33 protein-coding genes and 1 pseudogene are annotated in these 24,602 nt (G+C 68.5%); 3 read left to right on the forward strand and 31 right to left on the reverse strand.

The features are described 5' to 3' along the window. Nucleotides 1–1,136: BglG family transcription antiterminator (locus GH736_RS03950; RefSeq protein ID WP_159600478.1), on the forward strand; the 1,136-nt coding region annotated here is incomplete at its 5' end. Nucleotides 1,137–1,166: 30 nt separating this feature from the next. Here the strand turns inward: GH736_RS03950 and map are convergent. From map to rpsJ, 23 genes are all read right to left on the reverse strand, one after another. Continuing rightward, nucleotides 1,167–1,994: a type I methionyl aminopeptidase gene (gene map, locus GH736_RS03955; RefSeq protein WP_159600479.1), complete on the reverse strand. Its 828-nt coding sequence runs from the start codon at nt 1,992–1,994 to the stop codon at nt 1,167–1,169. Nucleotides 1,995–2,000: 6 nt separating this feature from the next. Further along, a complete protein-coding gene (locus tag GH736_RS03960) occupies nt 2,001–2,633 on the reverse strand; it encodes an adenylate kinase (RefSeq protein WP_159600481.1) in 633 nt (210 codons plus the stop codon). Next, on the reverse strand, nt 2,630–3,949 hold the full coding sequence (gene secY / locus GH736_RS03965) for a preprotein translocase subunit SecY (protein WP_159600483.1): 1,320 nt from the start codon (nt 3,947–3,949) through the stop codon (nt 2,630–2,632). The genes GH736_RS03960 and secY overlap by 4 nt, the downstream gene beginning before the upstream one ends. 136 nt (nt 3,950–4,085) lie before the next feature. Next, nucleotides 4,086–4,748, reverse strand: a complete 663-nt coding sequence (rplO, locus tag GH736_RS24855; protein WP_159600485.1) for a 50S ribosomal protein L15 — start codon at nt 4,746–4,748, stop codon at nt 4,086–4,088. Next, nucleotides 4,748–4,933, reverse strand: coding sequence for a 50S ribosomal protein L30 (gene rpmD, locus GH736_RS03975; protein WP_022889741.1), 186 nt, complete (start codon nt 4,931–4,933; stop codon nt 4,748–4,750). The genes rplO and rpmD overlap by 1 nt, the downstream gene beginning before the upstream one ends. Then, nucleotides 4,933–5,631 (reverse strand): 30S ribosomal protein S5, encoded by a 699-nt coding sequence (gene rpsE / locus GH736_RS03980; RefSeq protein ID WP_203230643.1) that lies wholly within the window; start codon nt 5,629–5,631, stop codon nt 4,933–4,935. Before rpsE ends, rpmD begins: the two co-directional genes overlap by 1 nt. Continuing rightward, nucleotides 5,628–5,987: a 50S ribosomal protein L18 gene (rplR, locus tag GH736_RS03985; RefSeq protein ID WP_159600487.1), complete on the reverse strand. Its 360-nt coding sequence runs from the start codon at nt 5,985–5,987 to the stop codon at nt 5,628–5,630. The genes rpsE and rplR overlap by 4 nt, the downstream gene beginning before the upstream one ends. 2 nt (nt 5,988–5,989) lie before the next feature. Beyond that, the gene (gene rplF, locus GH736_RS03990; RefSeq protein WP_159600489.1) at nt 5,990–6,526 is read right to left on the reverse strand and encodes a 50S ribosomal protein L6; all 537 of its coding nucleotides are present in this window, start codon (nt 6,524–6,526) and stop codon (nt 5,990–5,992) included. Between the two features lie 4 nt (nt 6,527–6,530). Beyond that, on the reverse strand, nt 6,531–6,929 hold the full coding sequence (gene rpsH, locus GH736_RS03995) for a 30S ribosomal protein S8 (RefSeq protein WP_159600491.1): 399 nt from the start codon (nt 6,927–6,929) through the stop codon (nt 6,531–6,533). Nucleotides 6,930–7,057: 128 nt separating this feature from the next. Next, nucleotides 7,058–7,645, reverse strand: coding sequence for a 50S ribosomal protein L5 (gene rplE / locus GH736_RS04000; RefSeq protein ID WP_159600493.1), 588 nt, complete (start codon nt 7,643–7,645; stop codon nt 7,058–7,060). After that, nucleotides 7,645–8,004 (reverse strand): 50S ribosomal protein L24, encoded by a 360-nt coding sequence (gene rplX, locus GH736_RS04005; protein ID WP_159600495.1) that lies wholly within the window; start codon nt 8,002–8,004, stop codon nt 7,645–7,647. Before rplX ends, rplE begins: the two co-directional genes overlap by 1 nt. Nucleotides 8,005–8,007: 3 nt before the next feature. Beyond that, the gene (gene rplN / locus GH736_RS04010) at nt 8,008–8,376 is read right to left on the reverse strand and encodes a 50S ribosomal protein L14 (RefSeq protein WP_122937450.1); all 369 of its coding nucleotides are present in this window, start codon (nt 8,374–8,376) and stop codon (nt 8,008–8,010) included. A gap of 32 nt (nt 8,377–8,408) precedes the next feature. Beyond that, nucleotides 8,409–8,723, reverse strand: coding sequence for a 30S ribosomal protein S17 (gene rpsQ, locus GH736_RS24860; RefSeq protein WP_159600497.1), 315 nt, complete (start codon nt 8,721–8,723; stop codon nt 8,409–8,411). 2 nt (nt 8,724–8,725) lie between these two features. Further along, on the reverse strand, nt 8,726–9,046 hold the full coding sequence (gene rpmC, locus GH736_RS24865) for a 50S ribosomal protein L29 (protein WP_159600499.1): 321 nt from the start codon (nt 9,044–9,046) through the stop codon (nt 8,726–8,728). Continuing rightward, nucleotides 9,046–9,465, reverse strand: a complete 420-nt coding sequence (gene rplP / locus GH736_RS04025; protein WP_056010870.1) for a 50S ribosomal protein L16 — start codon at nt 9,463–9,465, stop codon at nt 9,046–9,048. The genes rpmC and rplP overlap by 1 nt, the downstream gene beginning before the upstream one ends. Nucleotides 9,466–9,467: 2 nt before the next feature. Next, nucleotides 9,468–10,220, reverse strand: a complete 753-nt coding sequence (gene rpsC / locus GH736_RS04030) for a 30S ribosomal protein S3 (RefSeq protein ID WP_159600501.1) — start codon at nt 10,218–10,220, stop codon at nt 9,468–9,470. Continuing rightward, on the reverse strand, nt 10,220–10,585 hold the full coding sequence (gene rplV / locus GH736_RS04035) for a 50S ribosomal protein L22 (protein WP_026378675.1): 366 nt from the start codon (nt 10,583–10,585) through the stop codon (nt 10,220–10,222). Before rplV ends, rpsC begins: the two co-directional genes overlap by 1 nt. A gap of 25 nt (nt 10,586–10,610) precedes the next feature. After that, nucleotides 10,611–10,892, reverse strand: a complete 282-nt coding sequence (gene rpsS / locus GH736_RS04040; RefSeq protein ID WP_056734934.1) for a 30S ribosomal protein S19 — start codon at nt 10,890–10,892, stop codon at nt 10,611–10,613. A gap of 12 nt (nt 10,893–10,904) precedes the next feature. Continuing rightward, nucleotides 10,905–11,744, reverse strand: a complete 840-nt coding sequence (rplB, locus tag GH736_RS04045; RefSeq protein WP_159600503.1) for a 50S ribosomal protein L2 — start codon at nt 11,742–11,744, stop codon at nt 10,905–10,907. A gap of 16 nt (nt 11,745–11,760) precedes the next feature. Then, nucleotides 11,761–12,063 carry a 50S ribosomal protein L23 gene (gene rplW, locus GH736_RS04050; RefSeq protein ID WP_159600505.1) on the reverse strand — a complete coding sequence of 101 codons (303 nt, stop codon included), beginning with the start codon at nt 12,061–12,063 and terminating at the stop codon, nt 11,761–11,763. Further along, entirely contained in the window at nt 12,060–12,719 is a 660-nt protein-coding gene (gene rplD, locus GH736_RS04055; RefSeq protein WP_159600507.1) for a 50S ribosomal protein L4, read from the reverse strand. Before rplD ends, rplW begins: the two co-directional genes overlap by 4 nt. Before the next feature lie 3 nt (nt 12,720–12,722). After that, the gene (rplC, locus tag GH736_RS04060) at nt 12,723–13,379 is read right to left on the reverse strand and encodes a 50S ribosomal protein L3 (protein WP_056734926.1); all 657 of its coding nucleotides are present in this window, start codon (nt 13,377–13,379) and stop codon (nt 12,723–12,725) included. An 8-nt stretch (nt 13,380–13,387) separates the two neighbouring features. Beyond that, nucleotides 13,388–13,696, reverse strand: coding sequence for a 30S ribosomal protein S10 (rpsJ, locus tag GH736_RS04065; RefSeq protein WP_017201594.1), 309 nt, complete (start codon nt 13,694–13,696; stop codon nt 13,388–13,390). Between the two features lie 504 nt (nt 13,697–14,200). On the opposite strand from rpsJ, the gene GH736_RS04070 reads away from it, so the two are divergent. Beyond that, nucleotides 14,201–14,665, forward strand: a complete 465-nt coding sequence (locus GH736_RS04070; protein WP_159600509.1) for an OsmC family protein — start codon at nt 14,201–14,203, stop codon at nt 14,663–14,665. Here the strand turns inward: GH736_RS04070 and GH736_RS04075 are convergent, their stop codons facing one another. The 6 genes from GH736_RS04075 to GH736_RS04100 form a co-directional block, all read right to left on the reverse strand. Next, on the reverse strand, nt 14,666–15,865 hold the full coding sequence (locus GH736_RS04075; protein WP_159600511.1) for an acyltransferase family protein: 1,200 nt from the start codon (nt 15,863–15,865) through the stop codon (nt 14,666–14,668). Nucleotides 15,866–16,152: 287 nt separating this feature from the next. Continuing rightward, the gene (gene tuf / locus GH736_RS04080; protein ID WP_159600513.1) at nt 16,153–17,343 is read right to left on the reverse strand and encodes an elongation factor Tu; all 1,191 of its coding nucleotides are present in this window, start codon (nt 17,341–17,343) and stop codon (nt 16,153–16,155) included. 132 nt (nt 17,344–17,475) lie between these two features. Beyond that, nucleotides 17,476–19,590 carry an elongation factor G gene (gene fusA, locus GH736_RS04085; protein WP_159600515.1) on the reverse strand — a complete coding sequence of 705 codons (2,115 nt, stop codon included), beginning with the start codon at nt 19,588–19,590 and terminating at the stop codon, nt 17,476–17,478. Nucleotides 19,591–19,674: 84 nt separating this feature from the next. After that, nucleotides 19,675–20,145 carry a 30S ribosomal protein S7 gene (gene rpsG / locus GH736_RS04090; RefSeq protein ID WP_159600517.1) on the reverse strand — a complete coding sequence of 157 codons (471 nt, stop codon included), beginning with the start codon at nt 20,143–20,145 and terminating at the stop codon, nt 19,675–19,677. Next, nucleotides 20,145–20,519, reverse strand: coding sequence for a 30S ribosomal protein S12 (gene rpsL, locus GH736_RS04095; protein WP_022889720.1), 375 nt, complete (start codon nt 20,517–20,519; stop codon nt 20,145–20,147). The genes rpsG and rpsL overlap by 1 nt, the downstream gene beginning before the upstream one ends. 347 nt (nt 20,520–20,866) lie before the next feature. Beyond that, nucleotides 20,867–21,406, reverse strand: coding sequence for a spermidine/putrescine ABC transporter substrate-binding protein (locus tag GH736_RS04100; protein ID WP_159600519.1), 540 nt, complete (start codon nt 21,404–21,406; stop codon nt 20,867–20,869). Between the two features lie 81 nt (nt 21,407–21,487). On the opposite strand from GH736_RS04100, the gene GH736_RS04105 reads away from it, so the two are divergent. Continuing rightward, a complete protein-coding gene (locus GH736_RS04105; protein ID WP_159600521.1) occupies nt 21,488–22,093 on the forward strand; it encodes an amidase domain-containing protein in 606 nt (201 codons plus the stop codon). On the opposite strand, the gene treZ is transcribed toward GH736_RS04105, so the two are convergent. Next, nucleotides 22,075–23,892: a malto-oligosyltrehalose trehalohydrolase gene (gene treZ / locus GH736_RS04110; RefSeq protein WP_407922323.1), complete on the reverse strand. Its 1,818-nt coding sequence runs from the start codon at nt 23,890–23,892 to the stop codon at nt 22,075–22,077. The two genes, GH736_RS04105 and treZ, sit on opposite strands and share 19 nt — an antisense overlap. A gap of 35 nt (nt 23,893–23,927) precedes the next feature. Beyond that, nucleotides 23,928–24,602 (reverse strand): annotated as a pseudogene (locus GH736_RS04115) (malto-oligosyltrehalose synthase); the annotation flags it as partial.

Consider the following 24,602-nt stretch of genomic DNA (forward strand, 5'->3'; position numbering starts at 1 on the left):
ACCTCACGCGGCTCCTCGAGACGCGGGCCGCGACGCGCACCACCGAGACGGCGCGAGCGGATGCCGCGGGCCGGCCGCTCTCGCCACGGGTGCCGCTCGTCCGCCGGATCGTGGCGAGCGCGTCATCCGCCTACCTCATCGACCTCGACGACGAGGAGTTCATCGACCGGCTCGCGCTGCACGTCGACAACCTGGTGGCGCGCGCGACGGACGCGAGCTTCTCGCGCAACCCGCTCACCGCCTCGATCAAGGCCGCGTATCCGCTCATCTACGAGCTCGCGGTGTACATCGCCGGCGAGCTGGCCCGCACCGAGGGCATCGGCGTGACCGACGACGAGATCGCGTACATCGCCATGCACGTCGGCGCGCACCTCGACCAGCGGCGTTCTCGCGGGGGCACCGTTCGCCTGGCGGTCGCTGCGCCCGCCTACCACGACGTGCACCGGGCGCTCGAGGCCCGGATCCGATCGGCGGTCGACGATGACGTGGAGGTCGTCGCCGACGGCGACCGAGTCGGCGAGGGAGCCGAGTCGGCCGACGTGCTCGTGGCGGTGCTGGAGCCGTCCGCCCCCACGGAGCACGTGGTGCTGGTCTCGCCGTTCCCGAGCGAGGCCGACCTCGAACGCGTGCGGGCGGAGGTGTCGCGCGTGCGGCGGGCACGACGCCGGGCACGGCTCGCGGCCAGTCTGTCGGGCTACATCGCACCCGAGCTGTTCGTGCGCGGACTCCGCGGGCTGGACCGGGACGGTGCCATCAGGATGCTCGGCGACCGGATGATCGGCGCCGGGGTCATCGACCACGCCTACGTCGAGGGCGCCCTCGCACGGGAGCGACTGTCGTCGACGGCGTTCACCGAGCACCTCGCCGTTCCGCATGCGATGACGATGTCGGCCCGGCGCACCGCGATCGCCATCGCCGCCGACGACGTGCCGATCGACTGGGGTGGCGTGAACGTCAACGTGGTCGCCCTGATCGCGTTCTCGGAGAGCGGACGCGCCGAGTTCCAAGAGGTGTTCGACCAGTTCGTCGAGGCGTTCTCGGAGCGCGAGAACGTGCAGCGGCTGATCCGCGGTGCGACGGACTACCCCGGACTCCTCGTCGAGCTCGCGCGGCTCATGGAACCGCACGGCGGCTGACCGCGCCACCGCGCCGGAGTGCCGGCTTCGCTAGGCGAACGGGACCGGGACCACGCCGAACGGCGCGAGCCCTGCCGCTCCGCCGTCCTCGGCGGTGAGCACCCAGATGCCGTCCTCGTGCACGGCGACCGAGTGCTCCCAGTGCGCGGAGTCGGCGCCGTCGGCGGTGGTGACCGTCCACTCGTCGTCGCGGACGAAGGTCTCGAGGTCTCCGGCGACCACCATCGGCTCGATCGCGACGACCAGGCCGGGCTTCACGGAAGGACCCTTTCGGTCGACGCGGTAGTTGAAGACCGGTGGCTCCTCGTGCATGGTGCGGCCGATGCCGTGGCCGACGTAGTCGGTGAGGATGCCGTAGTCGCCCGCGCCGTGGATGTGCTCCTCGATGGCGGCGCCCACCTCGTTGAGGTGCCGGGCGTGCGCGACCGCCGCGATGCCGCACCAGAGCGCCGACTCGGTCACCGAGGAGAGCAGTTCACGCGCGGCCACCACGTCGGGCCGCGACGGATCGGGCAGCACCACGGTGAACGCGGCGTCGCCGTTCCAGCCGTCGACCTCGGCGCCCCCGTCGACGGAGACGATGTCGCCGGGCCGGAACGCGCGGTCTCCGGGGATGCCGTGCACGACGTCGTCGTCCACCGAGACGCACAGCGTGTGCCGATAGCCGGGGACCAGCTGGAAGTTCGGCACGCCGCCGAGCCCGCGGATCACCCGCTCGGCTGCGGCGTCGAGCTCCAGGGGCGTCACGCCCGGCGCGAGCAGGCGCCGTGCCTCGTCGAGCGCGGCCGCGGTGGCCGCGCCGGCTGCCAGCATCGAGCGGAGCTCAGCCGGGGACTTGTAGATCGAGCGACGGAACACGCCGGCTCAGGCGGCCGCGCCGTTGCCGCCGTTGCCCGTGACGTTGAGGCCGCGGTCGGCGAGCGCGTCGAAGATGCGCTCGGTGACCTCGTCGAGGCTGCCGACGCCGTCGACCTGCACGACGAGTCCCTTGCCGCGGTACTCGTCGAGGATCGGGGCGGTCTCACGCTCGTAGATCGCGAGGCGGTTGGCGATCACCTGTTCGGTGTCGTCGGTGCGGCCCTGGTCGATCGCCCGCTGCCGCAGCCGCGAGATGCTCTCGTCGCGCGGCACGCTGAGCTCGATGACCGCGTCGAGCGCCTCACCGCGACCGGCGAGGAACTCCTCGAGGTCGGCGACCTGCGCCCGGTTGCGGGGGAACCCGTCGAGGAGGAAGCCGCGCGCGGCATCGGGCTGCGCGAGCCGGTCGCGCACGAGCTCGCAGGTGAGCTCGTCGGGAACCAGGTCGCCGGCTTCGACGATCGCCTGCACGCGCGAGCCGAGCTCGGTGCCGCCGGAGATGTTCTCGCGGAAGACATCGCCCGTCGAGATCGCGGGAACACCGAAGGCCTCGGCGACGAGGACGCCCTGGGTGCCCTTGCCCGAGCCCTGCGGGCCGACGATCAGGAACCGCGCCGAGCCGGTGGCCGACGCCGTCATCGGAGGAGCCCCTCGTAGTGCCGCTGCTGGAGCTGGGCGTCGATCTGCTTCACCGTCTCGAGGCCCACGCCGACGATGATCAGGATCGAGGCGCCGCCGAACGGGAAGTTCGAGTTGGCACCCACGAGGCTGAACGCGATGAGCGGCAGCAGCGCGATCGCGCCGAGGTAGAACGAGCCGGGGAGCGTGATGCGGGTGAGCACGTAGTCGAGGTACTCGGCCGTGGGGCGCCCGGCGCGGATGCCGGGGATGAAGCCGCCGTACTTCTTCATGTTCTCGGAGACCTCGTCGGGGTTGAACGTGATCGCCACGTAGAAGTACGTGAACCCGACGATGAGCAGGAAGTAGAGGAGCATGTAGAGCGGGTGGTCGCCCTTGGTGAGGTAGTTCGTGATCCACACGACCCAGGGCTGCGGCTCGTCGCCGGCGGCCGGCTGGTTGAACTGCGCGATGAGCGCGGGCAGGTACAGCAGCGACGAGGCGAAGATGACGGGCACGACGCCGGCCATGTTGACCTTGATCGGGATGTAGGTGTTGTTGCCGCCGTAGGTGCGCCGGCCGACCATCCGCTTCGCGTACTGCACCGGGATGCGCCGTTGCGACTGCTCGACGAACACGACGCCGACGACCACCGCCAGGCCGACCAGGAGGACGATCGCGAAGACGTCCCAGCCGCGGGCGATGCCGATGGCCCAGAGCGAGCCGGGGAACTGCGCCGCGATGGACGTGAAGATGAGCAGCGACATGCCGTTGCCGATGCCGCGCTCGGTGATGAGCTCACCCATCCACATGATGAGGCCGGTGCCGGCGGTCATGGTGATGACCATGAGCAGCATGGCGTACCAGGCGTCGTTCGTGATGAGCTGCGAGCACTCGGGAGCGCCGGTCGGGAACAGCGCGCCCGAGCGCGCCACCGTGATGAGCGTCGTCGACTGGAGCACGCCGAGGGCGATGGTCAGGTAGCGGGTGTACTGCGTGAGCTTGCCCTGGCCCGCCTGGCCCTCCTTGTAGAGGGTCTCGAAGTGGGGGATGACCACGCGCAGCAGCTGCACGATGATCGACGCCGTGATGTACGGCATGATGCCGAGCGCGAAGATCGACAGCTGCAGCAGTGCGCCGCCCGAGAAGAGGTTGACGAGGTCGTACAGACCGGATGCCCCTTGGCTCGCCGCGAGACACGCCTGCACGTTGCTGAAGTCCACGAACGGCGCCGGGATGAAGGAGCCGAGCCGGAACAGGGCGACGATGCCCAGCGTGAACCCGAGCTTGCGGCGAAGATCCGGCGTGCGGAAGATCCGCCCGATGGCGTTGAACACTCGTCCTCCTGTGGCTCCGTCTTGGAGCTGATGTCATGCCGCCCGGACTCAGTCCGTATGCGGCTCGAGCCTGTCGAGACCCCCGTGAATCATACGCGAGGTCCCGACAGGCTCGAACAATCGGTGATGCTGCGGCCTACTTGACCGAGCCGCCTGCGGCGACGATCTTCTGCTCGGCGGAGCCGGAGACCTTGTCGACCGCCACGTTGAGCTTCACCTGGATGTCGCCGTTGCCGAGCACCTTGACGCGCTCGTTCTTGCGGACGGCACCCTTCTCGACGAGATCGGCGACGGTGACGTCGCCGCCCTTCGGGTAGAGCTCGGCGAGCTTCTCCAGGTTGACCACCTGGTACTCGACGCGGAACGGGTTCTTGAAGCCGCGCAGCTTCGGCGCACGCATGTGGTACGGAAGCTGGCCACCCTCGAACCCGGGGCGGATGTTGTTGCGGGCCTTGGAGCCCTTGGTGCCGCGACCGGCGGTCTTGCCCTTCGAACCCTCACCGCGTCCGACGCGGGTCTTGTCCTTCTTGGCGCCGGGCGCCGGGCGAAGGTGGTGCACCTTCAGCACGGGCTCGCGCTTCGCGTCGACGGCGTCCTTGTCGGCTGCCTTCTTCGCCGGGGCCTTCTTCGCGGGGGCCTTCTCGGCCTTCGCGTCGTCGGACTTCGCGGCGGCGGCCTTGGCCGGCGCCTTCTTCGCGGGAGCCTTCTCCGACTTCTCGGCGGCGGGCTTCGCGGCGGCCTTCTTCGCCGGAGCCTTCTTGGGCTCGGCGACCTCGGTCGTCTTCTCGTTGTCTGCCATTAGTCGATCTCCTCAACCTTCACGAGGTGCGCGACGGTGTTCACGTAGCCGCGGTTCTGCGGGGTGTCCTCGCGAACGACCGACTGGCCGATGCGCTTGAGCCCGAGGCTGCGGAGCGTGTCCCGCTGGTACTGCTTCTCGCTCACCTTGGACTTGATCTGGGTCACCTTGAGCTGCTTGGCCATCAGGCACCTGCCTTCGCTGCTGCGGCGGCCTCGGCCGCCTGGGCCTCGGCACGCAGCAGACGGGCGGGGGCGACCTCGTCGTAGTCGAGACCACGACGGGCGGCCACTGCGCGCGGCTCTTCGAGCTGCTGCAGCGCCTCGACCGTGGCGTGCACGATGTTGATGGTGTTCGACGAGCCGAGCGACTTGCTCAGGACGTCGTGGATGCCGGCGCACTCGAGCACGGCGCGCACCGGACCACCGGCGATGACACCGGTACCGGGCGACGCGGGGCGCAGCAGGACGACACCGGCAGCGGCCTCACCCTGCACGGGGTGCGGGATGGTCGCGCCGACGCGGGGGACGCGGAAGAAGTTCTTCTTCGCCTCCTCGACGCCCTTCGAGATCGCGGTCGGCACCTCGCGGGCCTTGCCGTAGCCGACGCCGACGAGGCCGTTGCCGTCGCCCACGACGACGAGCGCCGTGAAGCTGAAGCGACGGCCGCCCTTGACGACCTTCGAGACGCGGTTGATGGTCACAACGCGCTCGAGGAACTGGCTCTTCTCGGCGTCACGCCCACCACGGTCGCGGCTCGGGCCGCGGTCGCGGCTGCCACGACGGGCCTCGCGGGGCTCGTTCTGGGGAGCGCTCGCCGCGGCGGTCTCCACGGGTGCCTCTGCCACTGCAGCCACCTCGTTCTCCTTCTTGTTGTCGGTCACAGGCTCAGCCCCGCCTCTCGCGCACCATCGGCGATGGCGGCGACTCGGCCTGCGTACTTGTTGCCGCCGCGGTCGAAGACGACGGACTCGACGCCCGCCTCCTTCGCACGCTCGGCCACGAGCTCGCCGACCCGCTTCGCCTTCGCGGTCTTGTCACCGTCGAATGCGCGGAGGTCGGCCTCCATGGTGGATGCCGATGCCAGGGTGCGGCCGGCGGCGTCGTCGACGACCTGCACGAAGACGTGGCGGGCCGATCGGGTCACGACGAGGCGCGGACGCTCGACGGTGCCGACGATCTTCTTGCGAAGGCGGGTGTGGCGGCGCGAACGCGCAGCCGTCTTGGTCTTCACAGCCATGATTACTTACCTGACTTTCCGGCCTTGCGACGCACGACCTCGCCGGCGTAGCGGATGCCCTTGCCCTTGTACGGCTCGGGCTTCTTGATCTTGCGGATGTTGGCGGCGGTCTCGCCGACGGCCTGCTTGTCGATGCCCGCGACCGTGAGCTTGTTGTTGCCCTCGACGGTCAGCGTGATGCCGGCCGGCGGTTCGACGGTCACGGGGTGCGAGAAGCCGAGCGCGAACTCGACGGCGGAGCCCTTCTGGGCGACGCGGTACCCGGTGCCGACGATCTCGAGGCCCTTGGAGTAGCCCTCGGTGACACCGAGGATCTGGTTCGCGATGAGCGAGCGGGTCAGGCCGTGGCGCGAGCGCGAGTCGCGCTCGTCATCGGGGCGGGTGACGAGGACCTGGTTGTCCTCGATCTTCACCTCGATGGGCGTGGGCACGGTGAGCGTGAGCTCGCCCTTGGGGCCCTTGACGGTGACGGCCGCGCCGTCGACCGTGACGTCGACACCGGCGGGGATGTCGATGGGGAGTCGTCCGATTCGTGACATGGAACTACCACACGTAGGCGAGGACTTCCCCACCCACGCCCTTCTTCTCGGCCTGGCGGTCGGTCAGCAGACCGCTGGAGGTGGACAGGATCGCGACGCCGAGGCCGCCGAGCACCTTGGGGATCTCGGTCGACTTCGCGTAGACGCGGAGGCCGGGCTTCGAGACGCGCTTGATGCCCGCGATCGAGCGCTCGCGGTTCGGGCCGAACTTGAGCTGCAGCGTGAGCGTCGTGCCCACGCGAGCGTCGGTGACCTCGAAGCCGGCGATGTAGCCCTCGTTCTTGAGGATCTCGGCGATGTGCCCCTTGAGCTTCGAGTTCGGCATCGACACGGAGTCGTGGTGCGCCGAGTTCGCGTTGCGAAGGCGGGTCAGCATGTCAGCGACCGGGTCGGTCATCGTCATGACGGATGTTTCCTAACGTTCACCAGGTTTCAGCACCCGTTACACGAGTGATGACCTGTGGTGTGAGGCCCGGGCGGATGCCCCGGCCTGGTCGGATGCCGCGAGCGCGAGCTCGCGGCATCCGTGGATCAGCTGGCGGGCGTGGCCGACCGGAAGGGGAAGCCGAGCTGCTTGAGCAGCGCGCGGCCCTCTTCGTCGGTCTTGGCGGTGGTCACCACGGTGATGTCCATGCCGCGGACGCGGTCGATCTTGTCCTGGTCGATCTCGTGGAACACGGACTGCTCCGTGAGACCGAAGGTGTAGTTGCCGTTGCCGTCGAACTGGGCGTCCGACAGGCCGCGGAAGTCGCGGATGCGGGGCAGCGCGAGCGAGAGCAGGCGGTCGAGGAACTCCCACATGCGGTCGCCGCGGAGCGTCACGTGGGCGCCGATCGGCTGGCCCTCGCGGAGCTTGAACTGCGCGATGGACTTGCGGGCCTTCGTGACCTGCGGCTTCTGCCCGGTGATCTTCGTGAGGTCGGCGATCGCGCCGTCGATGATCTTGCCATCGCGGGCCGCCTCGCCGACGCCCATGTTCACCACGATCTTCACGAGACCCGGCACCTGGTGCACGTTGGTGTAGCCGTGCTCCTCGGTGAGGGACTTCGAGATCTCGGTCCGGTACTTGGTCTTCAGTCGCGGCTGGATTTTGCCAGCCTGCGTAGCCGTATCGGTCATTACAGGTCCTTACCTGACTTCTTGGCGTAGCGGACGCGGACGGTCTTCTGCACGCCGTCCTTCGTCACCGTCTCGTTGCGGAAGCCGACGCGGGTCGGCTTCTTCGACTCGGGGTCGACCAGCGCGACGTTCGACACGTGGATCGGCGCCTCGTGGGTCTCGATGCCGCCGGTCTTCGAACCGCGCTGCGTCTGGCCGACGCGGACGTGCTTCGTGACGAAGTTCACGCCCTCGACCACGACGCGGTTCTCGGCGACGAGCACCTCGATGACCTTGCCCTGCTTGCCGCGGTCTCCGCCGCGGGCCTGGCTGCGGCCCGAGATGACCTGCACGAGGTCACCCTTCTTGATGTTGGCCATGACTTAGATAACCTCCGGTGCCAGCGAGATGATCTTCATGAACTTCTTGTCGCGAAGCTCGCGACCGACCGGTCCGAAGATACGGGTGCCACGGGGGTCACCGTCGTTCTTCAGGATCACCGCGGCGTTCTCGTCGAACTTGATGTACGAGCCGTCGGGGCGACGGGTCTCCTTGACGGTGCGGACGATGACCGCCTTGACGACGTCGCCCTTCTTGACGTTGCCGCCGGGGATCGCGTCCTTGACGGTCGCGACGATGGTGTCGCCGAGGCCGGCGTACCGGCGCTTCGACCCACCGAGGACACGGATCGTGAGCAGCTCCTTGGCGCCGGTGTTGTCGGCGACCTTGAGTCGTGATTCCTGCTGAAGCACTTTGAACTCCTTCTTTCAAGCAAGCCCGAGGCTTACTTGGCCTTCTCGACGATCTCGACGAGGCGCCAGCGCTTGGTGGCGCTGAGGGGCCGGGTCTCGGTGATCACGACGAGGTCGCCGATGCCGGCGGTGTTCTGCTCGTCGTGCGCCTTGATCTTCGAGGTGCGGCGGATGACCTTGCCGTACAGCGGGTGCTTCACGCGGTCCTCGACCTCGACGACGATGGTCTTCTGCATCTTGTCGCTGACGACGTAGCCGCGTCGCACCTTGCGGTAGCCACGTGCATCGACGTCCTTGACGTCACGCTCGGCCGACTCGTGGCCAGTCGTCTCCTTGGCGGTTGCCATGACTAGGCCTCCTTCGTCTCTTCGGTCGCAGCTGCCTCATCGGCGGCCTTGGCCTTCTTGGTCTTCTTCTCGGCCTTGGCCGGAACCTCGACCGGCGCGGGCGTGGCCCGGATGCCGAGTTCGCGCTCGCGGATGACCGTGTAGATGCGCGCGATGTCGCGCTTGACCGCCCGGAGGCGGCCGTGGCTCTCGAGCTGGCCGGTGGCCGACTGGAAGCGCAGGTTGAACAGCTCTTCCTTGGCCTTCTTCAGCTCGTCGACGAGTCGCTCGTCTTCAAAGGTGTCGAGCTCGGTGGGGCTGAGCTCCTTGGTGCCGACGGCCATTATGCGTCGCCCTCCTCGCGCTTGATGATGCGTGCCTTGAGGGGCAGCTTGTGGATGGCACGGGTCATGGCCTCACGAGCGAGTTCCTCGGAGACGCCGGAGACCTCGAAGAGGACTCGACCCGGCTTGACGTTCGCGACCCACCACTCGGGCGAGCCCTTGCCGGAACCCATGCGGGTCTCGGCGGGCTTCTTCGTGAGCGGACGGTCGGGGTAGATGTTGATCCACACCTTGCCGCCGCGCTTGATGTGACGCGTCATGGCGATACGAGCGGACTCGATCTGACGGTTCGTCACGTACGCGGGGGTCAGCGCCTGGATGCCGAACTCACCGAAGGTGACCTTCGTGCCGCCGGTGGCGTGGCCCGAACGGCCGGGGTGGTGCTGCTTGCGGTACTTGACTCGACGGGGAATCAACATGGTTATGCCTCAACTCCTGCTGCCACCGGCTCCTGCGCCTTGGGCGCACGACGGGGACGGTCATTGCGGTCACCGCGCGAGGGCTTCTGCGAAGCCTGCTCGCGGGCGAGCTCCTTGTTGGTGATGTCGCCCTTGTAGATCCAGACCTTCACGCCGATGCGGCCGAAGGTGGTCTTGGCCTCGTAGAAGCCGTAGTCGATGTTCGCGCGGAGCGTGTGCAGGGGCACGCGGCCCTCGCGGTAGAACTCCGAGCGGCTCATCTCGGCGCCGCCGAGACGGCCGGACACCTGGATCCGGACGCCCTTGGCGCCGGCACGCTGCGCGCCCTGCAGGCCCTTGCGCATCGCGCGGCGGAAGGCCACACGTGCGGAGAGCTGCTCGGCGATGCCCTGTGCGACGAGCTGGGCGTCGGCCTCGGGGTTCTTCACCTCGAGGATGTTGAGCTGGATCTGCTTGCCGGTGAGCTTCTCGAGGTCGGCGCGGATGCGCTCGGCCTCGGCGCCGCGGCGGCCGATCACGATGCCGGGACGCGCCGTGTGGATGTCCACGCGGACGCGGTCACGGGTGCGCTCGATCTCGATGCGCGAGACTCCCGCGCGGTCGAGCGACGTCTGCAGCAGGCGGCGGATCTTGATGTCCTCCGCCAGGTAGTCGGCGTAGCGCTGTCCGGGCTTCGTCGAGTCTGAGAACCACCGCGACACGTGGTCGGTGGTGATGCCGAGACGGAAGCCGTACGGGTTGACCTTCTGACCCATTACTTCGTACCCTCCTCGGGCGTGGCGAGCACGACGGTGATGTGGCTCGTTCGCTTGTTGATGCGGAAGGCACGACCCTGCGCGCGCGGCTGGAATCGCTTGAGGGTGGTGCCCTCATCGACGAATGCGCGGCTGATGTAGAGGTCCTGCTCGTCCAGGTAGGTGTTCGTGGCATCGGCCTTGACGCGAGCGTTCGCGATGGCCGAGGCGACGAGCTTGTACACGGGCTCGCTCGCACCCTGGGGGGCGAACTTCAGGATGGCCAGGGCCTCCTGAGCCTGCTTGCCGCGGATCATGTTGACGACGCGGCGGGCCTTCATGGGGGTCACGCGGATGTGACGCACGCGTGCGATCGACTCCACCATTTCTTTCCTCCTTCACGCCACCGCGTCAGCGGCGGCGGCCCTTCTTGTCGTCCTTCACGTGTCCACGGAAGGTGCGGGTGGGCGCGAACTCGCCGAGCTTGTGGCCCACCATGGTCTCGGTGACGAACACCGGGATGTGCTTGCGGCCGTCGTGCACGGCGATCGTGTGCCCCAGCATGGCGGGGATGATCATCGAGCGACGCGACCAGGTCTTGATGACGTTCTTCGAACCGGCTTCGTTCTGGGTGACGACCTTGCGAAGCAGGTGGTCGTCGACGAAGGGGCCCTTCTTGAGACTGCGCGGCATCTTCTTCTACTCCTACTTGCGCTTCTTGCCGACGGTGCGACGACGGACGATGAGCTTGTCGCTCTCCTTGTTGGGGCGACGGGTGCGTCCCTCGGACTTGCCCCAGGGGCTGACCGGGTGGCGACCACCGGAGGTCTTGCCCTCACCACCACCGTGCGGGTGGTCGATCGGGTTCATCGCGACACCGCGGACGGTGGGGCGGACGCCCTTCCAGCGCTTGCGGCCGGCCTTGCCCCAGTTGATGTTCGACTGCTCGGCGTTGCCGACCTCGCCGACGGTCGCGCGGCAGCGCGCGTCGACGTTGCGGATCTCGCCCGAGGGCAGGCGCAGCTGGGCGTAGGGGCCGTCCTTCGCGACGAGTCGCACCGAGGTGCCGGCCGAGCGGGCCAGCTTGGCGCCGCCGCCGGGGCGGAGCTCGATCGCGTGCACGACGGTACCGGTGGGGATGTTGCGCAGCGGCAGGTTGTTGCCGGGCTTGATGTCGGCGTTGGGGCCGGACTCGATCGGGTCGCCCTGCTGCAGCTTGTTCGGCGCGAGGATGTAGCGCTTGGTGCCGTCCACGAAGTGGAGGAGCGCGATGCGAGCCGTGCGGTTGGGGTCGTACTCGATGTGCGCGACCTTGGCGGGCACGCCGTCCTTGTCGTTGCGACGGAAGTCGATCACGCGGTACTGGCGCTTGTGGCCACCACCGATGTGACGCGTCGTGATGCGGCCCTGGTTGTTGCGGCCACCGGTCTTCGACAGCGGGCGGAGCAGCGACTTCTCGGGCGTCGAGCGGGTGATCTCTGCGAAGTCCGCAACAGACGAACCGCGACGACCCGGGGTCGTGGGCTTGTACTTACGAATAGCCATGTTTTTCCTCTGCTCCCTAGCCGACAGCCGTGAAGATGTCGATCGAGCCGGACTTGAGGGTGACGATCGCGCGCTTGGTGTCCTTGCGCTTGCCCGTGCCGAAGCGAGTCCGGCGGGTCTTGCCCTGGCGGTTCAGGGTGTTGATCGACGCCACCTCGACGTTGAAGATCTTCTCGATGGCGAGCTTGATCTCGGTCTTGTTCGAGCGGGGGTCCACGGTGAACGTGTACTTGCCCTCGTCGATCAGGCCGTAGCTCTTCTCCGAGACGACGGGCGCGATGATGATGTCGCGCGGGTCCTTGTTGTGTGCGGCGCTCATGCGGAGACCTCTTCCTTCTTCGCCGACTTCGCGGCCACGAAGGCCTCGAGCGCGGCGGTGCTGAAGACGATGTCGTCGGAGACGAGCACGTCGTAGGCGTTCAGCTGGTCGACCTGCAGCACGTGCACGGTCGGGATGTTGCGAACGGCCCGCGCCGAGAGCTCCTCGTCACGCGTGAGCACGACGAGGTAGTGCTTGGCCGGTGCGATCGCACCGAGGAGCGCGACGGCGTCCTTCGTCTTGGGCGCCTCGCCGGCGGCGAACGTCTCGACGGCGTGGATGCGGCCGCCGCGTGCGCGGTCGGACAGCGAGCCGAGGAGCGCGGCGGCGATCATCTTCTTGGGCGTCCGCTGCGAGTAGTCGCGCGGCTGCGGGCCGTGGACGATGCCACCGCCGGTCATCTGCGGGGCGCGGATCGAACCCTGACGGGCGCGGCCGGTGCCCTTCTGCTTGAACGGCTTGCGACCGGCGCCGGAGACCTCTCCGCGGGTCTTGGTCTTGTGCGTGCCCTGACGCGCTGCGGCGAGCTGGGCGACGACGACCTGGTGGATGAGCGGGACGTTGGTCTGCACGTCGAAGAGCTCGGCGGGCAGCTCGAACGAGCCGGACTTCTTGCCGGTCACGTCGAGCACGTCGATGGTGTTGGCGGTAGCCATGGACTACGCCCCCTTCACAGCGTTGCGGACGAAAACGAGACGGCCGCGAGCACCGGGAACCGCGCCCTTGACGAGCAGCAGGCCCTTCTCGGCGTCGACGGCGTGCACACGGAGGTTGAGCACGGTCACGCGCTCGCCACCCATGCGACCGGCCATGCGCATGCCCTTGAAGACACGGCTGGGGGTCGACGAAGCACCGATCGAACCGGGCTTGCGGTGGTTGCGGTGGGAACCGTGCGAGGCGGAGACGCCCTTGAAGTTGTGGCGCTTCATGACACCGGCGAAGCCCTTGCCCTTGCTCGTGCCGACGACGTCGACGAGCTGGCCGGCCTCGAAGGTGCCGTCTGCGGTGAGCTCCTGGCCGAGCTCGTAGCTCGACGCGTCAGCGGTGCGCACCTCGGCGAGGTGACGGCGCGGGGTGACGCCGGCGGCCTTGAAGTGGCCGGACGCGGGCTGGTTCACCTTGCGCGGGTCGATGGCGCCTGCGGCGATCTGCACGGCCTCGTAGCCGTCCTTCTCCGCGGTGCGGAGCTGGGTGACCACGTTCGGGGCGATCTCGATGACGGTGACCGGAACGAGCTTGTTGTTCTCGTCCCACACCTGGGTCATGCCGAGCTTGGTGCCGAGCAGACCCTTCACGTTCTTGGTAGCGGAAGACATCTGTTACCTCAGAGCTTGATCTCGATGTTGACGTCGGCCGGGAGGTCGAGGCGCATGAGCGAGTCGACGGCCTTGGGCGTCGGGTCCACGATGTCGATGAGACGCTTGTGGGTGCGCATCTCGAAGTGCTCGCGGCTGTCCTTGTACTTGTGGGGCGAGCGGATGACGCACACCACGTTCTTCTCGGTCGGAAGCGGCACGGGGCCGACGACCGTGGCGCCCGCGCGGGTCACCGTGTCGACGATCTTGCGCGCCGAGGTGTCGATGACCTCGTGGTCATACGACTTCAGTCGAATGCGGATCTTCTGTCCCGCCATTGCTGACTCTCTCTCTGTCAAGGCGTCTTACCCCTTCCGAGGGCATTGGACGCCGCGTAGCTACTCCGTGTGAAGCACCACTGTTCATCTGTCAAAGGCCGTGATCGAGCCTGTCGAAACCACCCCGCTGGCGCGGTGACCTCGGCACGCTCGACCCGTGAGCCCCACCGACCCCCGCGCTCGGGCGTGTCGCCCTCGCCGAACGGGCATGGCGGAACCATGCTCGAAAGTGGTTGTCGGTTGTGTGTTCTGCTGCCTGCGGCCTAGCCTGACCCGTGCGGCTCCGAGAGCTTTTTGGTGGCTATGCACTGCCTGGCAGTGATTCGAACGGCACGCAGCAAGGCACGCCGTTCGAAATGTTGAACTCATCGAGTTTGCCACAGTCGCGGGATCCGTGCAACCCGGGCGTGTCGCGCCGTCGCGGGTTCACAGGGAGGTCGCAGCCTCGGTGACGATGCGGCCCGGAACATGATGGAATCGAGGTCCACGACGACGGGAGTCCACATGGCCGAGCAGCCCCTCGAGCACGCGCACGCGGTCAGCGACCGCATCGCGCCCGGCAGCGTCTCGGTGACCCGGATCGCGCCACGACGATACGAGGGGCTCAACGAGCGCGGCGCCACGGTGACGATCGGCGGCGAGGAGCTCGAGGGCGAGCACTTCACGCCCGGCGAGCTCTTGAAGATCGCGCTCGTGGGCTGCGCCGGCCTGAGCGCCGACACCGTGGCCGCCCGCCGGCTCGGCGACGACTTCGCGATGACCATCTGGGCGCACGGTCGCTCGAATGAGGAGAACCGGTACCGGCGCATCGACGAGGAGATCCTGGTCGACCTCTCGGTGCTCGATCCCGAGGACCGCGACAAGCTCATCCACATCATGGACAAGGCGATCGAGCGCGGATGCACCGTGGCGCGGTCCATCGAGGACAGCGTCGAGCTGCGCACGACCATCGACGGCGTCGAAGTCTGATCAGCCGCCGTCTCCGCCGTGCTCGCACGCGACCTGCTGCTCGGCAGCGACGCCCGGCGCGACGAGCCCGGCGCCGACGACGGCGGCGACCAGCATCCCCAGCGTCCCGAGGAGCACGGCGGGACGACGCGACACCGGGTTGCTGCGAGTGCGGAACGGGTCCTCGATGAGCCGCTTCGAGAGCCCCGCGACCAGCAGCGACAGCACCACGAGCAGCACCATGGCCCACGCCGGGTTGGGCATGCCGATGAGGAACGGCGTGAACATGAAGATCGGCCAATGCCAGAGGTAGAGCGAGTACGACACGTCACCCATCCACTGCACCGGCTGGAGCCCCGCGAGCCGCGCGGTGGACCATCGGGTCGCGGGCATGCCGGCCCAGATGACGGCCATCGTGCCGGCGACGGGCAGCGCCGCCCACATGCCGGGGAACGCGTCATGGTCGCGGAAGGTCAGAATCGGCACCACGATGAGCGCGAGTCCCGCCCATGAGACGACCGTGCGCAGGGTCTCACGGCCGGCGAGGGGTGCAGCGGCGAGGAGCGCGAGCAGCCCGCCGGCGCCGAACTCCCACGTGCGAGCCGTGGTGGAGAAGTACGCCAGGTTGTGGTCGGCCGCCGTCAGCATGACGGCGTGGATGAGGGACGCGGCGGTCACCGCGCCGAGGATGACGAGCAGCACGGGCGCGATCGCCCGGCTCCGGCGGCGCGCGTACCAGATCGCGAGGATCAGCAGGAGCGGCCAGACGAGGTAGAACTGCTCCTCGACGGAGAGCGACCAGTAGTGCTGCACCGGGGTCGAGGCGAGGTCGGCGTAGGCGGGCGTCTGCGAGTCCGCGGCCAGCTGCCAGTTCTCGTAGTACAGGGCGCTGGCCACGATCTGGCGGAACCAGTCCGCCCAGTCGCGCTGCGGCACGAGTGCGAGTGTGGCCGCCGCGACGACGAGGAGCACGGTCACCGCGGCCGGCAGGATGCGGCGGGCCCTGCGGAGGTAGAACGCGCTGAGGTCGATGCGTCCGGCGCGCTCGTGCTCGCGGAGCAGCAGCCCGGTGATGAGGAAGCCGGAGACGACGAAGAAGACGTCGACGCCCATGTAGCCCGCAGGAGCGACCGCCGGCCAGCCGTGGTGGAGGACGACGGCCCCGACGGCCACGGCCCGGAGTGCTTGGATCTCGGGCCGTGTGGCGGTGGTGCGGGGCACTGGCGGAGCGGAAACGGCCATCCGTTCGAGGGTAACCCGTTCGGGGGGTGTGCCCGAATCCGCCGTCAACCGTTGACGCAACGGTCACGAGACGGTAACGCGGGGACGACGAAGGGGCCGGGCCGCGCCCGAGGTGGCGCAGACCCGACCCCGCCCTGGGGACGACGAAGGGCCGGGCCGCGCCCGAGGTGGCGCAGACCCGACCCCGCCGCGGGGACGACGAAGGGGCCGGGCCGCGAACGGCCCGACCCCTGTCGGTTCCGCACCCGCGAGGGGTGCGAAGGGTGTTACTTGACGATCTTCGTGACCGTGCCGGCGCCGACGGTGCGGCCACCCTCACGGATGGCGAAGCCGAGGCCCTCCTCCATGGCGATCGGCTGGATGAGCTCGACCGTCATGTCGGTGGTGTCGCCGGGCATGACCATCTCGGTGCCCTCGGGCAGCGTGATGACGCCGGTGACGTCGGTGGTGCGGAAGTAGAACTGCGGACGGTAGTTCGCGTAGAACGGGTTGTGACGCCCGCCCTCCTCCTTGGAGAGGATGTACGCGGTGCCCTCGAAGTTCGTGTGGGGCGTGACCGAGCCGGGGGCCACGACGACCTGGCCGCGCTCCACGTCCTCGCGCTTGGTGCCGCGGAGGAGCAGACCGCAGTTCTCGCCGGCCCAGGCCTCGTCGAGCTGCTTGTGGAACATCTCGATGCCGGTGACCGTGGTCTTCTGCGTCGGGCGGATGCCGACGATCTCGACCTCGGAGTTGATCTTCAGCGTGCCGCGCTCGGCGCGGCCCGTGACGACCGTGCCACGACCGGTGATGGTGAAGACGTCCTCGATCGGCATGAGGAACGGCTTGTCCTTGTCGCGCACCGGGTCGGGGATGCTGTTGTCGACGGCCTCCATGAGGTCGAGGATCGACTGGACCCACTTCTCGTCGCCCTCGAGCGCCTTGAGGCCCGAGACGCGGACGACCGGAGCGTCCTCGGCGAAGCCCTGGCTGGCGAGCAGCTCGGACACCTCGAGCTCGACGAGCTCCAGGATCTCCTCGTCGTCGACCATGTCGGCCTTGTTCAGCGCGACGAGCAGGTAGGGCACGCCGACCTGCTTGGCGAGCAGCACGTGCTCACGCGTCTGGGCCATCGGGCCGTCGGTCGCCGCGACCACGAGGATCGCGCCGTCCATCTGCGCCGCACCGGTGATCATGTTCTTGATGTAGTCGGCGTGACCAGGGGCGTCGACGTGCGCGTAGTGGCGCTTCGGCGTCTCGTACTCGACGTGCGAGATGTTGATCGTGATGCCGCGCTGACGCTCCTCGGGAGCCGAGTCGATCGACGCGAAGTCACGCTGCACGTTGGTGGCCGACGGGTACTTGTCGGCGAGCACCTTCGAGATCGCTGCGGTGAGCGTGGTCTTGCCGTGGTCGACGTGACCGATCGTACCGATGTTGACGTGCGGCTTGGTCCGCTCGAACTTGGCCTTAGCCACTGTGGGTCCTCCTCAGGACTCGTGTAGGAACCCCGGGCGCTGGATTGCGACCGGTGTGCTACGGGGGTTGTGTTGTTATGTTACGCGACCCGGCTGGGTCGTGCGGGCAGGGCCCGAGCTCCTACGAAGGAGCTATTCGCCCTTGTTCTTCTGGACGATCTCGTCGGCCACAGCCTTCGGGACCTCCGCGTAGCTCTCGAACTCCATCGAGTACACCGCACGGCCCGAGGTCTTCGACCGCAGGTCGCCGATGTAGCCGAACATCTCCGAGAGCGGGACGTGCGCACGCACGACCTTCACGCCGGCGGCATCCTCCATCGACTGGATCTGACCGCGACGCGAGTTCAGGTCGCCGATGACATCACCCATGTATTCCTCAGGGGTGCGGACCTCGACGGACATGAGCGGCTCGAGCAGAACCGGGTTCGCCTTCCGAGCGGCTTCCTTGAAGCCCATCGAGCCGGCGATCTTGAACGCCATCTCCGAGGAGTCGACGTCGTGGGCTGCGCCATCGAGCAGGATGCCCTTGACGCCGACCATCGGGTAACCGGCCAGGATGCCGTACTGCATGGCGTCCTGGAAGCCGGCGTCGACCGAGGGGATGTACTCGCGCGGAACGCGGCCACCACTGACCTTGTTCTCGAACTCGTACGTCTTGTCGGCCGTGATCTCGAGGGGCTCGAGCGCGAACTGGATCTTCGCGAACTGGCCCGAACCACCCGTCTGCTTCTTGTGGGTGTAGTCGTGCTTCTCGACGGCGCGCTTGATCGTCTCGCGGTAGGCCACCTGGGGCTTGCCGACGTTCGCCTCGACCTTGAACTCCCGCTTCATGCGGTCGACGAGGATGTCGAGGTGCAGCTCGCCCATGCCCTTGATGACGGTCTGGCCGGTCTCGGGGTTGAGCTCGGTGCGGAAGGTGGGGTCCTCCTCCGCGAGCTTCTGGATCGCAGTGCCGAGCTTCTCCTGGTCGGCCTTGGTCTTCGGCTCGATGGCGACCTCGATCACCGGGTTCGGGAACGTCATCGACTCGAGCACGACCTGCTTGTCGGGGTCGCACAGGGTGTCGCCGGTCGTCGTGTCCTTGAGGCCGATAACCGCGTAGATGTTGCCCGCGGTGACCGAGTCGACCGGGTTCTCCTTGTTGGCGTGCATCTGGAAGATCTTCCCGATGCGCTCCTTCTTGCCCTTGGTCGAGTTGATGACCTGGCCGCCGGAGTCGAGGTGACCGGAGTACACGCGGATGTAGGTGAGGCGACCGAAGAACGGGTGCACCGCCACCTTGAACGCGAGCGCGGCGAAGGGGTCGTTGGCGTCGGGGTGACGCTCGATGATCTCGTCCTCGTTGCGCGGGTTGCGACCCTCGACGGCCGGCACGTCGAGCGGCGACGGCAGGAAGTCGATGACCGCGTCGAGCATCGGCTGCACGCCGCGGTTCTTGAAGGCCGAGCCGCAGAGCACGGGGTAGATCTCGGAGTTGACCGTGAGCTTGCGGATGGCGCCCTTGATCTCGTCGATCGTGAGCTCCTCGCCGCCGAAGTACTTCTCGAGCAGCGCGTCGTCGGTCTCGGCGACGGTCTCGAGCAGCGCGTGGCGGTACTCGTCGGCCTTCTCCTTGAGGTCGGCGGGGATCTCCTGCACCTCGTACTTGGCACCCATCGTCACGTCGCCCTTGGCGTCGCCGGGCCACACGAGGGCCCGCATCTCGATGAGGTCGATGACGCCGACGAAGTCGCTCTCGGAGCCGATCGGCAGCTGGAGCACCAGCGGCTTCGCGCCGAGGCGCTTGATGATCGTGTCGACCGTGAAGTAGAAGTCCGCGCCGAGCTTGTCCATCTTGTTGACGAAGCAGATGCGGGGCACGTTGTACTTGTCGGCCTGGCGCCAGACCGTCTCGGACTGGGGCTCGACGCCCTCCTTGCCGTCGAAGACGGCGACCGCGCCGTCGAGCACGCGGAGCGAGCGCTCGACCTCGACCGTGAAGTCGACGTGGCCGGGGGTGTCGATGATGTTGATCTGGTTCTTGTTCCAGAAGCAGGTCACGGCGGCAGACGTGATCGTGATGCCGCGCTCCTTCTCCTGCTCCATCCAGTCGGTCGTCGAAGCGCCGTCGTGGGTCTCGCCGATCTTGTGGTTCACGCCCGTGTAGAACAGGATGCGCTCGGTGGTGGTGGTCTTGCCGGCATCGATGTGCGCCATGATGCCGATGTTGCGGACCTTGCTCAGGTCGGTGAGCACGTCTTGTGCCACGGGGGTTCCTCCGGATGGTTCAGGAAGGGCAGATGAGGGTGAGCGGATGCCGCGAGCCGCGGCCTGCGGCATCCGCTCTGCCGACTACCAGCGGTAGTGGGCGAAGGCGCGGTTCGACTCGGCCATCTTGTGGGTGTCCTCGCGGCGCTTGACCGCGGCACCGAGGCCGTTCGACGCGTCGAGGATCTCGTTGGTGAGACGCTCGGTCATCGTCTTCTCGCGACGGGCCTTCGCGTAGCTCGTGAGCCAGCGGAGGGCGAGGGTGTTGGCGCGGTGCGGCTTGACCTCGACGGGGACCTGGTAGGTCGAACCGCCGACGCGGCGCGAGCGCACCTCGAGGGTGGGGCGCACGTTGTCGAGCGCCTTCTTGAGGGTGGCGACGGCGTCCTGGCCGGACTTGGTCGCGACGTTCTCGAGCGCCTCGTAGACGATGCGCTGCGCGAGGTCCTTCTTGCCGTCGACGAGGATCTTGTTGACGAGCTGGCTGACGACCGGCGAGCCGTAGACGGGGTCGGCGACGACGGGGCGCTTCGGAGCGGGTCCCTTGCGAGGCATTACTTCTTCTCCATCTTCGCGCCGTAGCGGCTACGAGCCTGCTTGCGGTTCTTGACGGCCTGCGTGTCGAGCGCGCCGCGGATGATCTTGTAGCGCACGCCGGGGAGGTCCTTCACACGACCGCCGCGCACGAGCACCATCGAGTGCTCCTGCAGGTTGTGGCCCTCACCGGGGATGTAGGCCGTGACCTCGGTGCCGTTCGAGAGCTTCACACGGGCGACCTTGCGGAGCGCGGAGTTCGGCTTCTTCGGGGTGGTGGTGTACACACGCGTGCACACGCCGCGCTGCTGGGGGTTGGCCTTCAGGGCGGGAGCCTTGGTCTTGGTGACCTTCGGCGAGCGACCCTTGCGGACCAACTGCTGAATGGTTGGCACTGCTTCTCCTTGTTGATGCTGCACGGTGACAGCGTTGATGGATTTCACATCACGACCCACCGGCACCGCGGAACCGCAGCGCCTTGGAGTGGTGGGTATGCCGTGGGGGCGACCGTCGAGGTGCCCTTGGAGTGTGCGTTCTGCCGAGAACCGGGATGTGCACCGCCGTGACCATTGCTGGTCGATCGGCAGGCACGATTCAAGCGCGCGTCAACGCGCACACCCGATCAATGGTAATGCCGCGTAACCTTGCGGTCAAATGGGGCGGATGCCGCGGGCCGCATGTTCTCCGCAGGCGGAATGCGCCGGCCGGCTCGGCGGCACCGCCTGACGCCCGCGCGGGCGCCTCACGACGGGCCCGGCCATCCCGGCGCGTCGAGCTCCCGGTCGAGGTCGGCGAGCAGCTCCTCGACCTGCGGCTCGACGTAGGCGACGACCGCCGCGGCGATGCGCTCGCGGTGCTGGGCGAGCTCCACGCAGATGCGGCGCCCGAGCTGCTTCGCGAACTCGTCGGCGAGGCGCACCTCCTCGCGGAGCGCCTCCTTCTCCTCCATCGTGAACGGCCGTGGCGCCGGCTCGTTCGCCTCGGCGGCGGTGTCGGCCTCGAGTCCGGTCAGGGTGAACAGGAACGGCTGGTCGGGCACCGGCTCGGGGTCGAGGTCGAGGCCGAGGAACTCGGGGTCGAGCCCCTCCCCCGCCCGGTACGGGCGACGTGCCTTGCGCTCCTCGGCGAGGCGGATCTCGCGGTGCAGCATCGGCAGGTTCCGCGCGGTGTAGTCGTCGACGGCCGCGTCGATGATGCCCTTCATGCGCATCGAGAACGCGTGCTGCACCGGATGCGGCACGTCGACGTCGAGGCCGGCAGCGGCGAGCGCGTGCGCGACCACGCAACCGGTCGCGAGTCAAGCCGGTGATCGACGCCGCCTACTGACGTAACGTGCATCGGGCGACGCGATCGGAGGGCCGCCATGCGCCTCGTCATCATCGGAGCCACCGGCAACATCGGCACGGCGGTGGTGCAGCCCCTCACGGGCGAGCTCACCGGCGCGGCGGAGCCGAAGGCGCCGATGGCCCCTCGCACGCTGAGCCTCACGTACACGAGCGATCCCGGCATCGACGCGCAGGTGGCCTACGTGCTCACCTATTGGAGCAGCTACAACTCGGGCGCCTACCCGGTCATCTCCGGCTACGACTGTGCGAACTTCGCGAGCCAGTCGCTGATCGCCCGTGGCTGGGCGACGGACGGCGACTGGTACTACGACGGCGGCACCGGTGCGATGTCGCCGAGCTGGTCGAGCTCGACCGCACTCCGCGACTACCTGCGCGGCCGCACCGACCGGGCCACCGAGCTCGAGGACTCGCAGCGTGCGCTCGTGAAGGTCGGCGACATCGCCCAGTTCGACTGGGACGGCTCGGGCGACCGCGACCACACCGCGGTCGTCACGCGGGTGGAGCACTCGGCCGACGGCACCAAGGTCTGGGTCGGCGGTCACACGAAGGACGCCGACTACTGGGACGTGGATGAGGCGCTCGCCAACGGCGGCGGCTCAGTGCACTACTTCTCGATCCGCTGATCCATCCGCTGATCGATCCGCTGGCCGCCCGCGACCGTCGACGGGACGATCGACACCGGCACCGCCGTGTCGACGACGACGACCGACCGCGCCGGCAGCACCAGCGCCTCCGCCTCGGTCGGCACCGGGTCGCCCCCGAGCGAGCCCGAGTGGAGGAGCACGCGACCGGCGAGCGTCGTCGCCGCGCCGGCGGGAGCCAGGTTCACCGCGATCACGAGTGAGCCGCGGTGCACGAGCACCGTCCGCGCGGCCTCGTCGACCTCCACGTGCGTGGCCAGCATCGACGGGTCGGTGAGCTCGGGTCGTCGCCGCCGCAATGCGATGAGCCGCCGGTACCAGCGCAGCATCCGCGTATGGATCGTCTCGGCATCGCGCTCGGCATCGCCCTCGGCATCGCCCTCGGCGTCAGGATACGGCTCGCCCCAGTCGAGCTTCGACCGCCGGAATGTCTCGGGGTCCTGCGGGTCGGGCACCACGGCCGGGTCCCACCCCATGCGCGCGAACTCGGCGATGCGACCCTCGGCGGTGGCCCGTCCGAGCTCGGGCTCGGGGTGCGACGTGAAGAACTGCCACGGCGTGGACGCGGCCCACTCCTCACCCATGAACAGCATGGGGGTGAACGGCGAGAGCAGGGTGAGCGCCGCGGCGATCGCGAGGCCGCCTTCGTCGACGGATGCCGCGAGCCGGTCGCCGGCGGCCCGGTTGCCGACCTGGTCGTGGTCCTGGTCGAACACGACGAGCCGCCAGGCGGGCGTCCGCTCGCGGTCGATCGGCCGGCCGTGCACGCGACCCCGGAAGCTCGACCAGGTGCCGGCGTGGAAGAACCCGCGCTCGAACACGTCGCGGAGCGCGGTGAGCGGCGCGAAGTCGGCGTAGTAGCCGACGGTCTCGCCCGACACGGCGACGTGCACGGCGTGGTGGAAGTCGTCGCTCCACTGGGCGGTGACACCCGTGCCGTGCGCCTCGCGGGGGCGGATCGTCCTCGGGTCGTTGAGGTCGCTCTCGGCGATGAGCGTGAGCGGCCGGCCGACGTGCGCCGAGAGGGCGTCGACCTCGGTGGCGAGCTCCTCGAGCAGGTGCACGGCGCCGTGGTCGACGAGCGCGTGCACGGCGTCGAGCCGCAGGCCGTCGACGTGGAAGTCGCGCAGCCACATCAGCGCGTTGTCGATGATGAACCGGCGCACCTCACCGGAGTCGGGGCCGTCGAGGTTGACGGAGGCGCCCCACGTGTTGGCGCGCGCGTCGTGCAGGTAGGGGCCGTACTCGGGCAGGTAGTTGCCGCTCGGGCCGAGGTGGTTGTAGACGACGTCCTGGATCACGGCGAGCCCGCGCACATGGCACGCATCGACGAAGCGCTGGTACGCGTCGGGCCCGCCGTAGGCCTCGTGCACGGCGTACCAGAGCACGCCGTCGTAGCCCCAGTTGTGGGTGCCGTTGAACGCGTTGACAGGCAGCACCTCGACGGCGTCGACGCCGAGCTCGACGAGGTGGTCGAGTCGTTCGATCGCCGAGTCGAGCGTCCCGTCGGGCGTGAACGTGCCGAGGTGCAGTTCGTAGATCACCGTGCCGGCGAGCTGTCGCCCGGTCCAGCCGCGGTCCTGCCACTCGTGCGCGCCGGGATCGAAGACGCGTGAGAGCCCGTGCACGCCGTCGGGCTGGCGCCGCGACCGTGGGTCGGGCCGGGGCGTGTCGGCGTCGTCGATGAGGTAGCCGTAGTCGCGGCCGTCGCCGGCGACCGTCCACCAGCCGTCGTCGTCGGCGGTCATCGGATGCCTCGTGCCGTCGAGTTGCAGGGTCATCCGGGTCGCTCGCGGCGCCCACACGCGGAACTCGGTCACGCCAATCCTCCCTCTTCGACGAGCAGTGCCACCGGGTAGTCGCGCAGCACCTCGGCCAGGTGCAGCACACCGCCCTGGTGATGGCGTCCGGTGAGCACGTCGGTGACTGGCGCGCTGCCCACGTCGACGACGGTGTCGCCCCAGCCGCCGCGAGCCGCGAGACGGATGGGCAGGCGGGTGGCCAGGGTGATCGCGCCGCCCCGGTCGAAGGCGACGAGGTGGTCGGCGGCTGCGCCGGATGCCGTCAGCGGCATATAGTCCTCGAAGAGCTCGGGGCGGTCGCGTCGCAGTCGGAGCCCACGACTCGTGACGAGGAGCTTCGCCGCACCCGACGCGTCGACCGGAGGCCGCGCGCCCGCGTCGAGCGCGGCCAGCATCCGCCGTCGCGCACCGAAGTCGACGGGGCGCCGGTTGTCGGGGTCCACGAGCGACTGCTCCCACAGCTCGCTGCCCTGGTACACGTCGGGCACGCCCGGTGCGGTGAGCTGCAGCAGCTTCGCGCTGAGTCCGTTCGACCAGCCCGGCGCCTCGAGTCGCGCCACGAGCCGGGCGACCACCGCGCGCACGCGATCGTCGTCGAACGCCGCGTCGACGAGGGCGTGCATCCGTTCCTCGAAGGCGGCATCGGGCGCGGCCCACCCCGTGGAGTTCCCCGCCTCCCGGGCGGCCTT

It is taken from the genome of Agromyces humi (assembly GCF_009720255.1).
GTDB classification, from domain to species: Bacteria; Actinomycetota; Actinomycetes; order Actinomycetales; family Microbacteriaceae; genus Agromyces; species Agromyces humi.

Bases quoted from the DNA above. Each gene is read 5' to 3' on its own strand.
- rplE (WP_159600493.1), bottom strand. From the start codon at position 7,645: ATGACCGATACGGCTACGCAGGCTGGCAAAATCCAGCCGCGACTGAAG.
- rplC (WP_056734926.1), bottom strand. From the start codon at position 13,379: ATGTCTTCCGCTACCAAGAACGTGAAGGGTCTGCTCGGCACCAAGCTC.
- rplF (WP_159600489.1), bottom strand. From the start codon at position 6,526: ATGTCACGAATCGGACGACTCCCCATCGACATCCCCGCCGGTGTCGAC.
- rpsJ (WP_017201594.1), bottom strand. From the start codon at position 13,696: ATGGCGGGACAGAAGATCCGCATTCGACTGAAGTCGTATGACCACGAG.
- rpmD (WP_022889741.1), bottom strand. From the start codon at position 4,933: ATGGCCAAGCAGCTCAAGGTGACCCAGATCAAGTCCAAGGTGAGCGAG.
- rplB (WP_159600503.1), bottom strand. From the start codon at position 11,744: ATGGCTATTCGTAAGTACAAGCCCACGACCCCGGGTCGTCGCGGTTCG.
- rplD (WP_159600507.1), bottom strand. From the start codon at position 12,719: ATGGCTACCGCCAACACCATCGACGTGCTCGACGTGACCGGCAAGAAG.
- treZ (WP_407922323.1), bottom strand. From the start codon at position 23,892: ATGACCCTGCAACTCGACGGCACGAGGCATCCGATGACCGCCGACGAC.
- rplV (WP_026378675.1), bottom strand. From the start codon at position 10,585: ATGGTGGAGTCGATCGCACGCGTGCGTCACATCCGCGTGACCCCCATG.
- rpsS (WP_056734934.1), bottom strand. From the start codon at position 10,892: ATGCCGCGCAGTCTCAAGAAGGGCCCCTTCGTCGACGACCACCTGCTT.
- rpsC (WP_159600501.1), bottom strand. From the start codon at position 10,220: ATGGGTCAGAAGGTCAACCCGTACGGCTTCCGTCTCGGCATCACCACC.
- GH736_RS04105 (WP_159600521.1), top strand. From the start codon at position 21,488: ATGCGCCTCGTCATCATCGGAGCCACCGGCAACATCGGCACGGCGGTG.
- rpsQ (WP_159600497.1), bottom strand. From the start codon at position 8,723: ATGGCAACCGCCAAGGAGACGACTGGCCACGAGTCGGCCGAGCGTGAC.
- GH736_RS03960 (WP_159600481.1), bottom strand. From the start codon at position 2,633: ATGACGGCGTCGGCCACCGGCTCGGCGCGGTTCCTGATCGTCGGCCCG.
- rplW (WP_159600505.1), bottom strand. From the start codon at position 12,063: ATGAGCGCCGCACACAACAAGGACCCGCGCGACATCATCATCGCGCCC.
- rplX (WP_159600495.1), bottom strand. From the start codon at position 8,004: ATGGCCAACATCAAGAAGGGTGACCTCGTGCAGGTCATCTCGGGCCGC.
- rplR (WP_159600487.1), bottom strand. From the start codon at position 5,987: ATGGCTGTGAAGACCAAGACGGCTGCGCGTTCGCGCCGCCACACCCGC.
- rplP (WP_056010870.1), bottom strand. From the start codon at position 9,465: ATGTTGATTCCCCGTCGAGTCAAGTACCGCAAGCAGCACCACCCCGGC.
- rplO (WP_159600485.1), bottom strand. From the start codon at position 4,748: ATGGCAGACAACGAGAAGACGACCGAGGTCGCCGAGCCCAAGAAGGCT.
- rpsG (WP_159600517.1), bottom strand. From the start codon at position 20,145: ATGCCTCGCAAGGGACCCGCTCCGAAGCGCCCCGTCGTCGCCGACCCC.
- GH736_RS04070 (WP_159600509.1), top strand. From the start codon at position 14,201: ATGGCCGAGCAGCCCCTCGAGCACGCGCACGCGGTCAGCGACCGCATC.
- rpsH (WP_159600491.1), bottom strand. From the start codon at position 6,929: ATGACGATGACCGACCCGGTCGCTGACATGCTGACCCGCCTTCGCAAC.
- rpmC (WP_159600499.1), bottom strand. From the start codon at position 9,046: ATGGCCGTCGGCACCAAGGAGCTCAGCCCCACCGAGCTCGACACCTTT.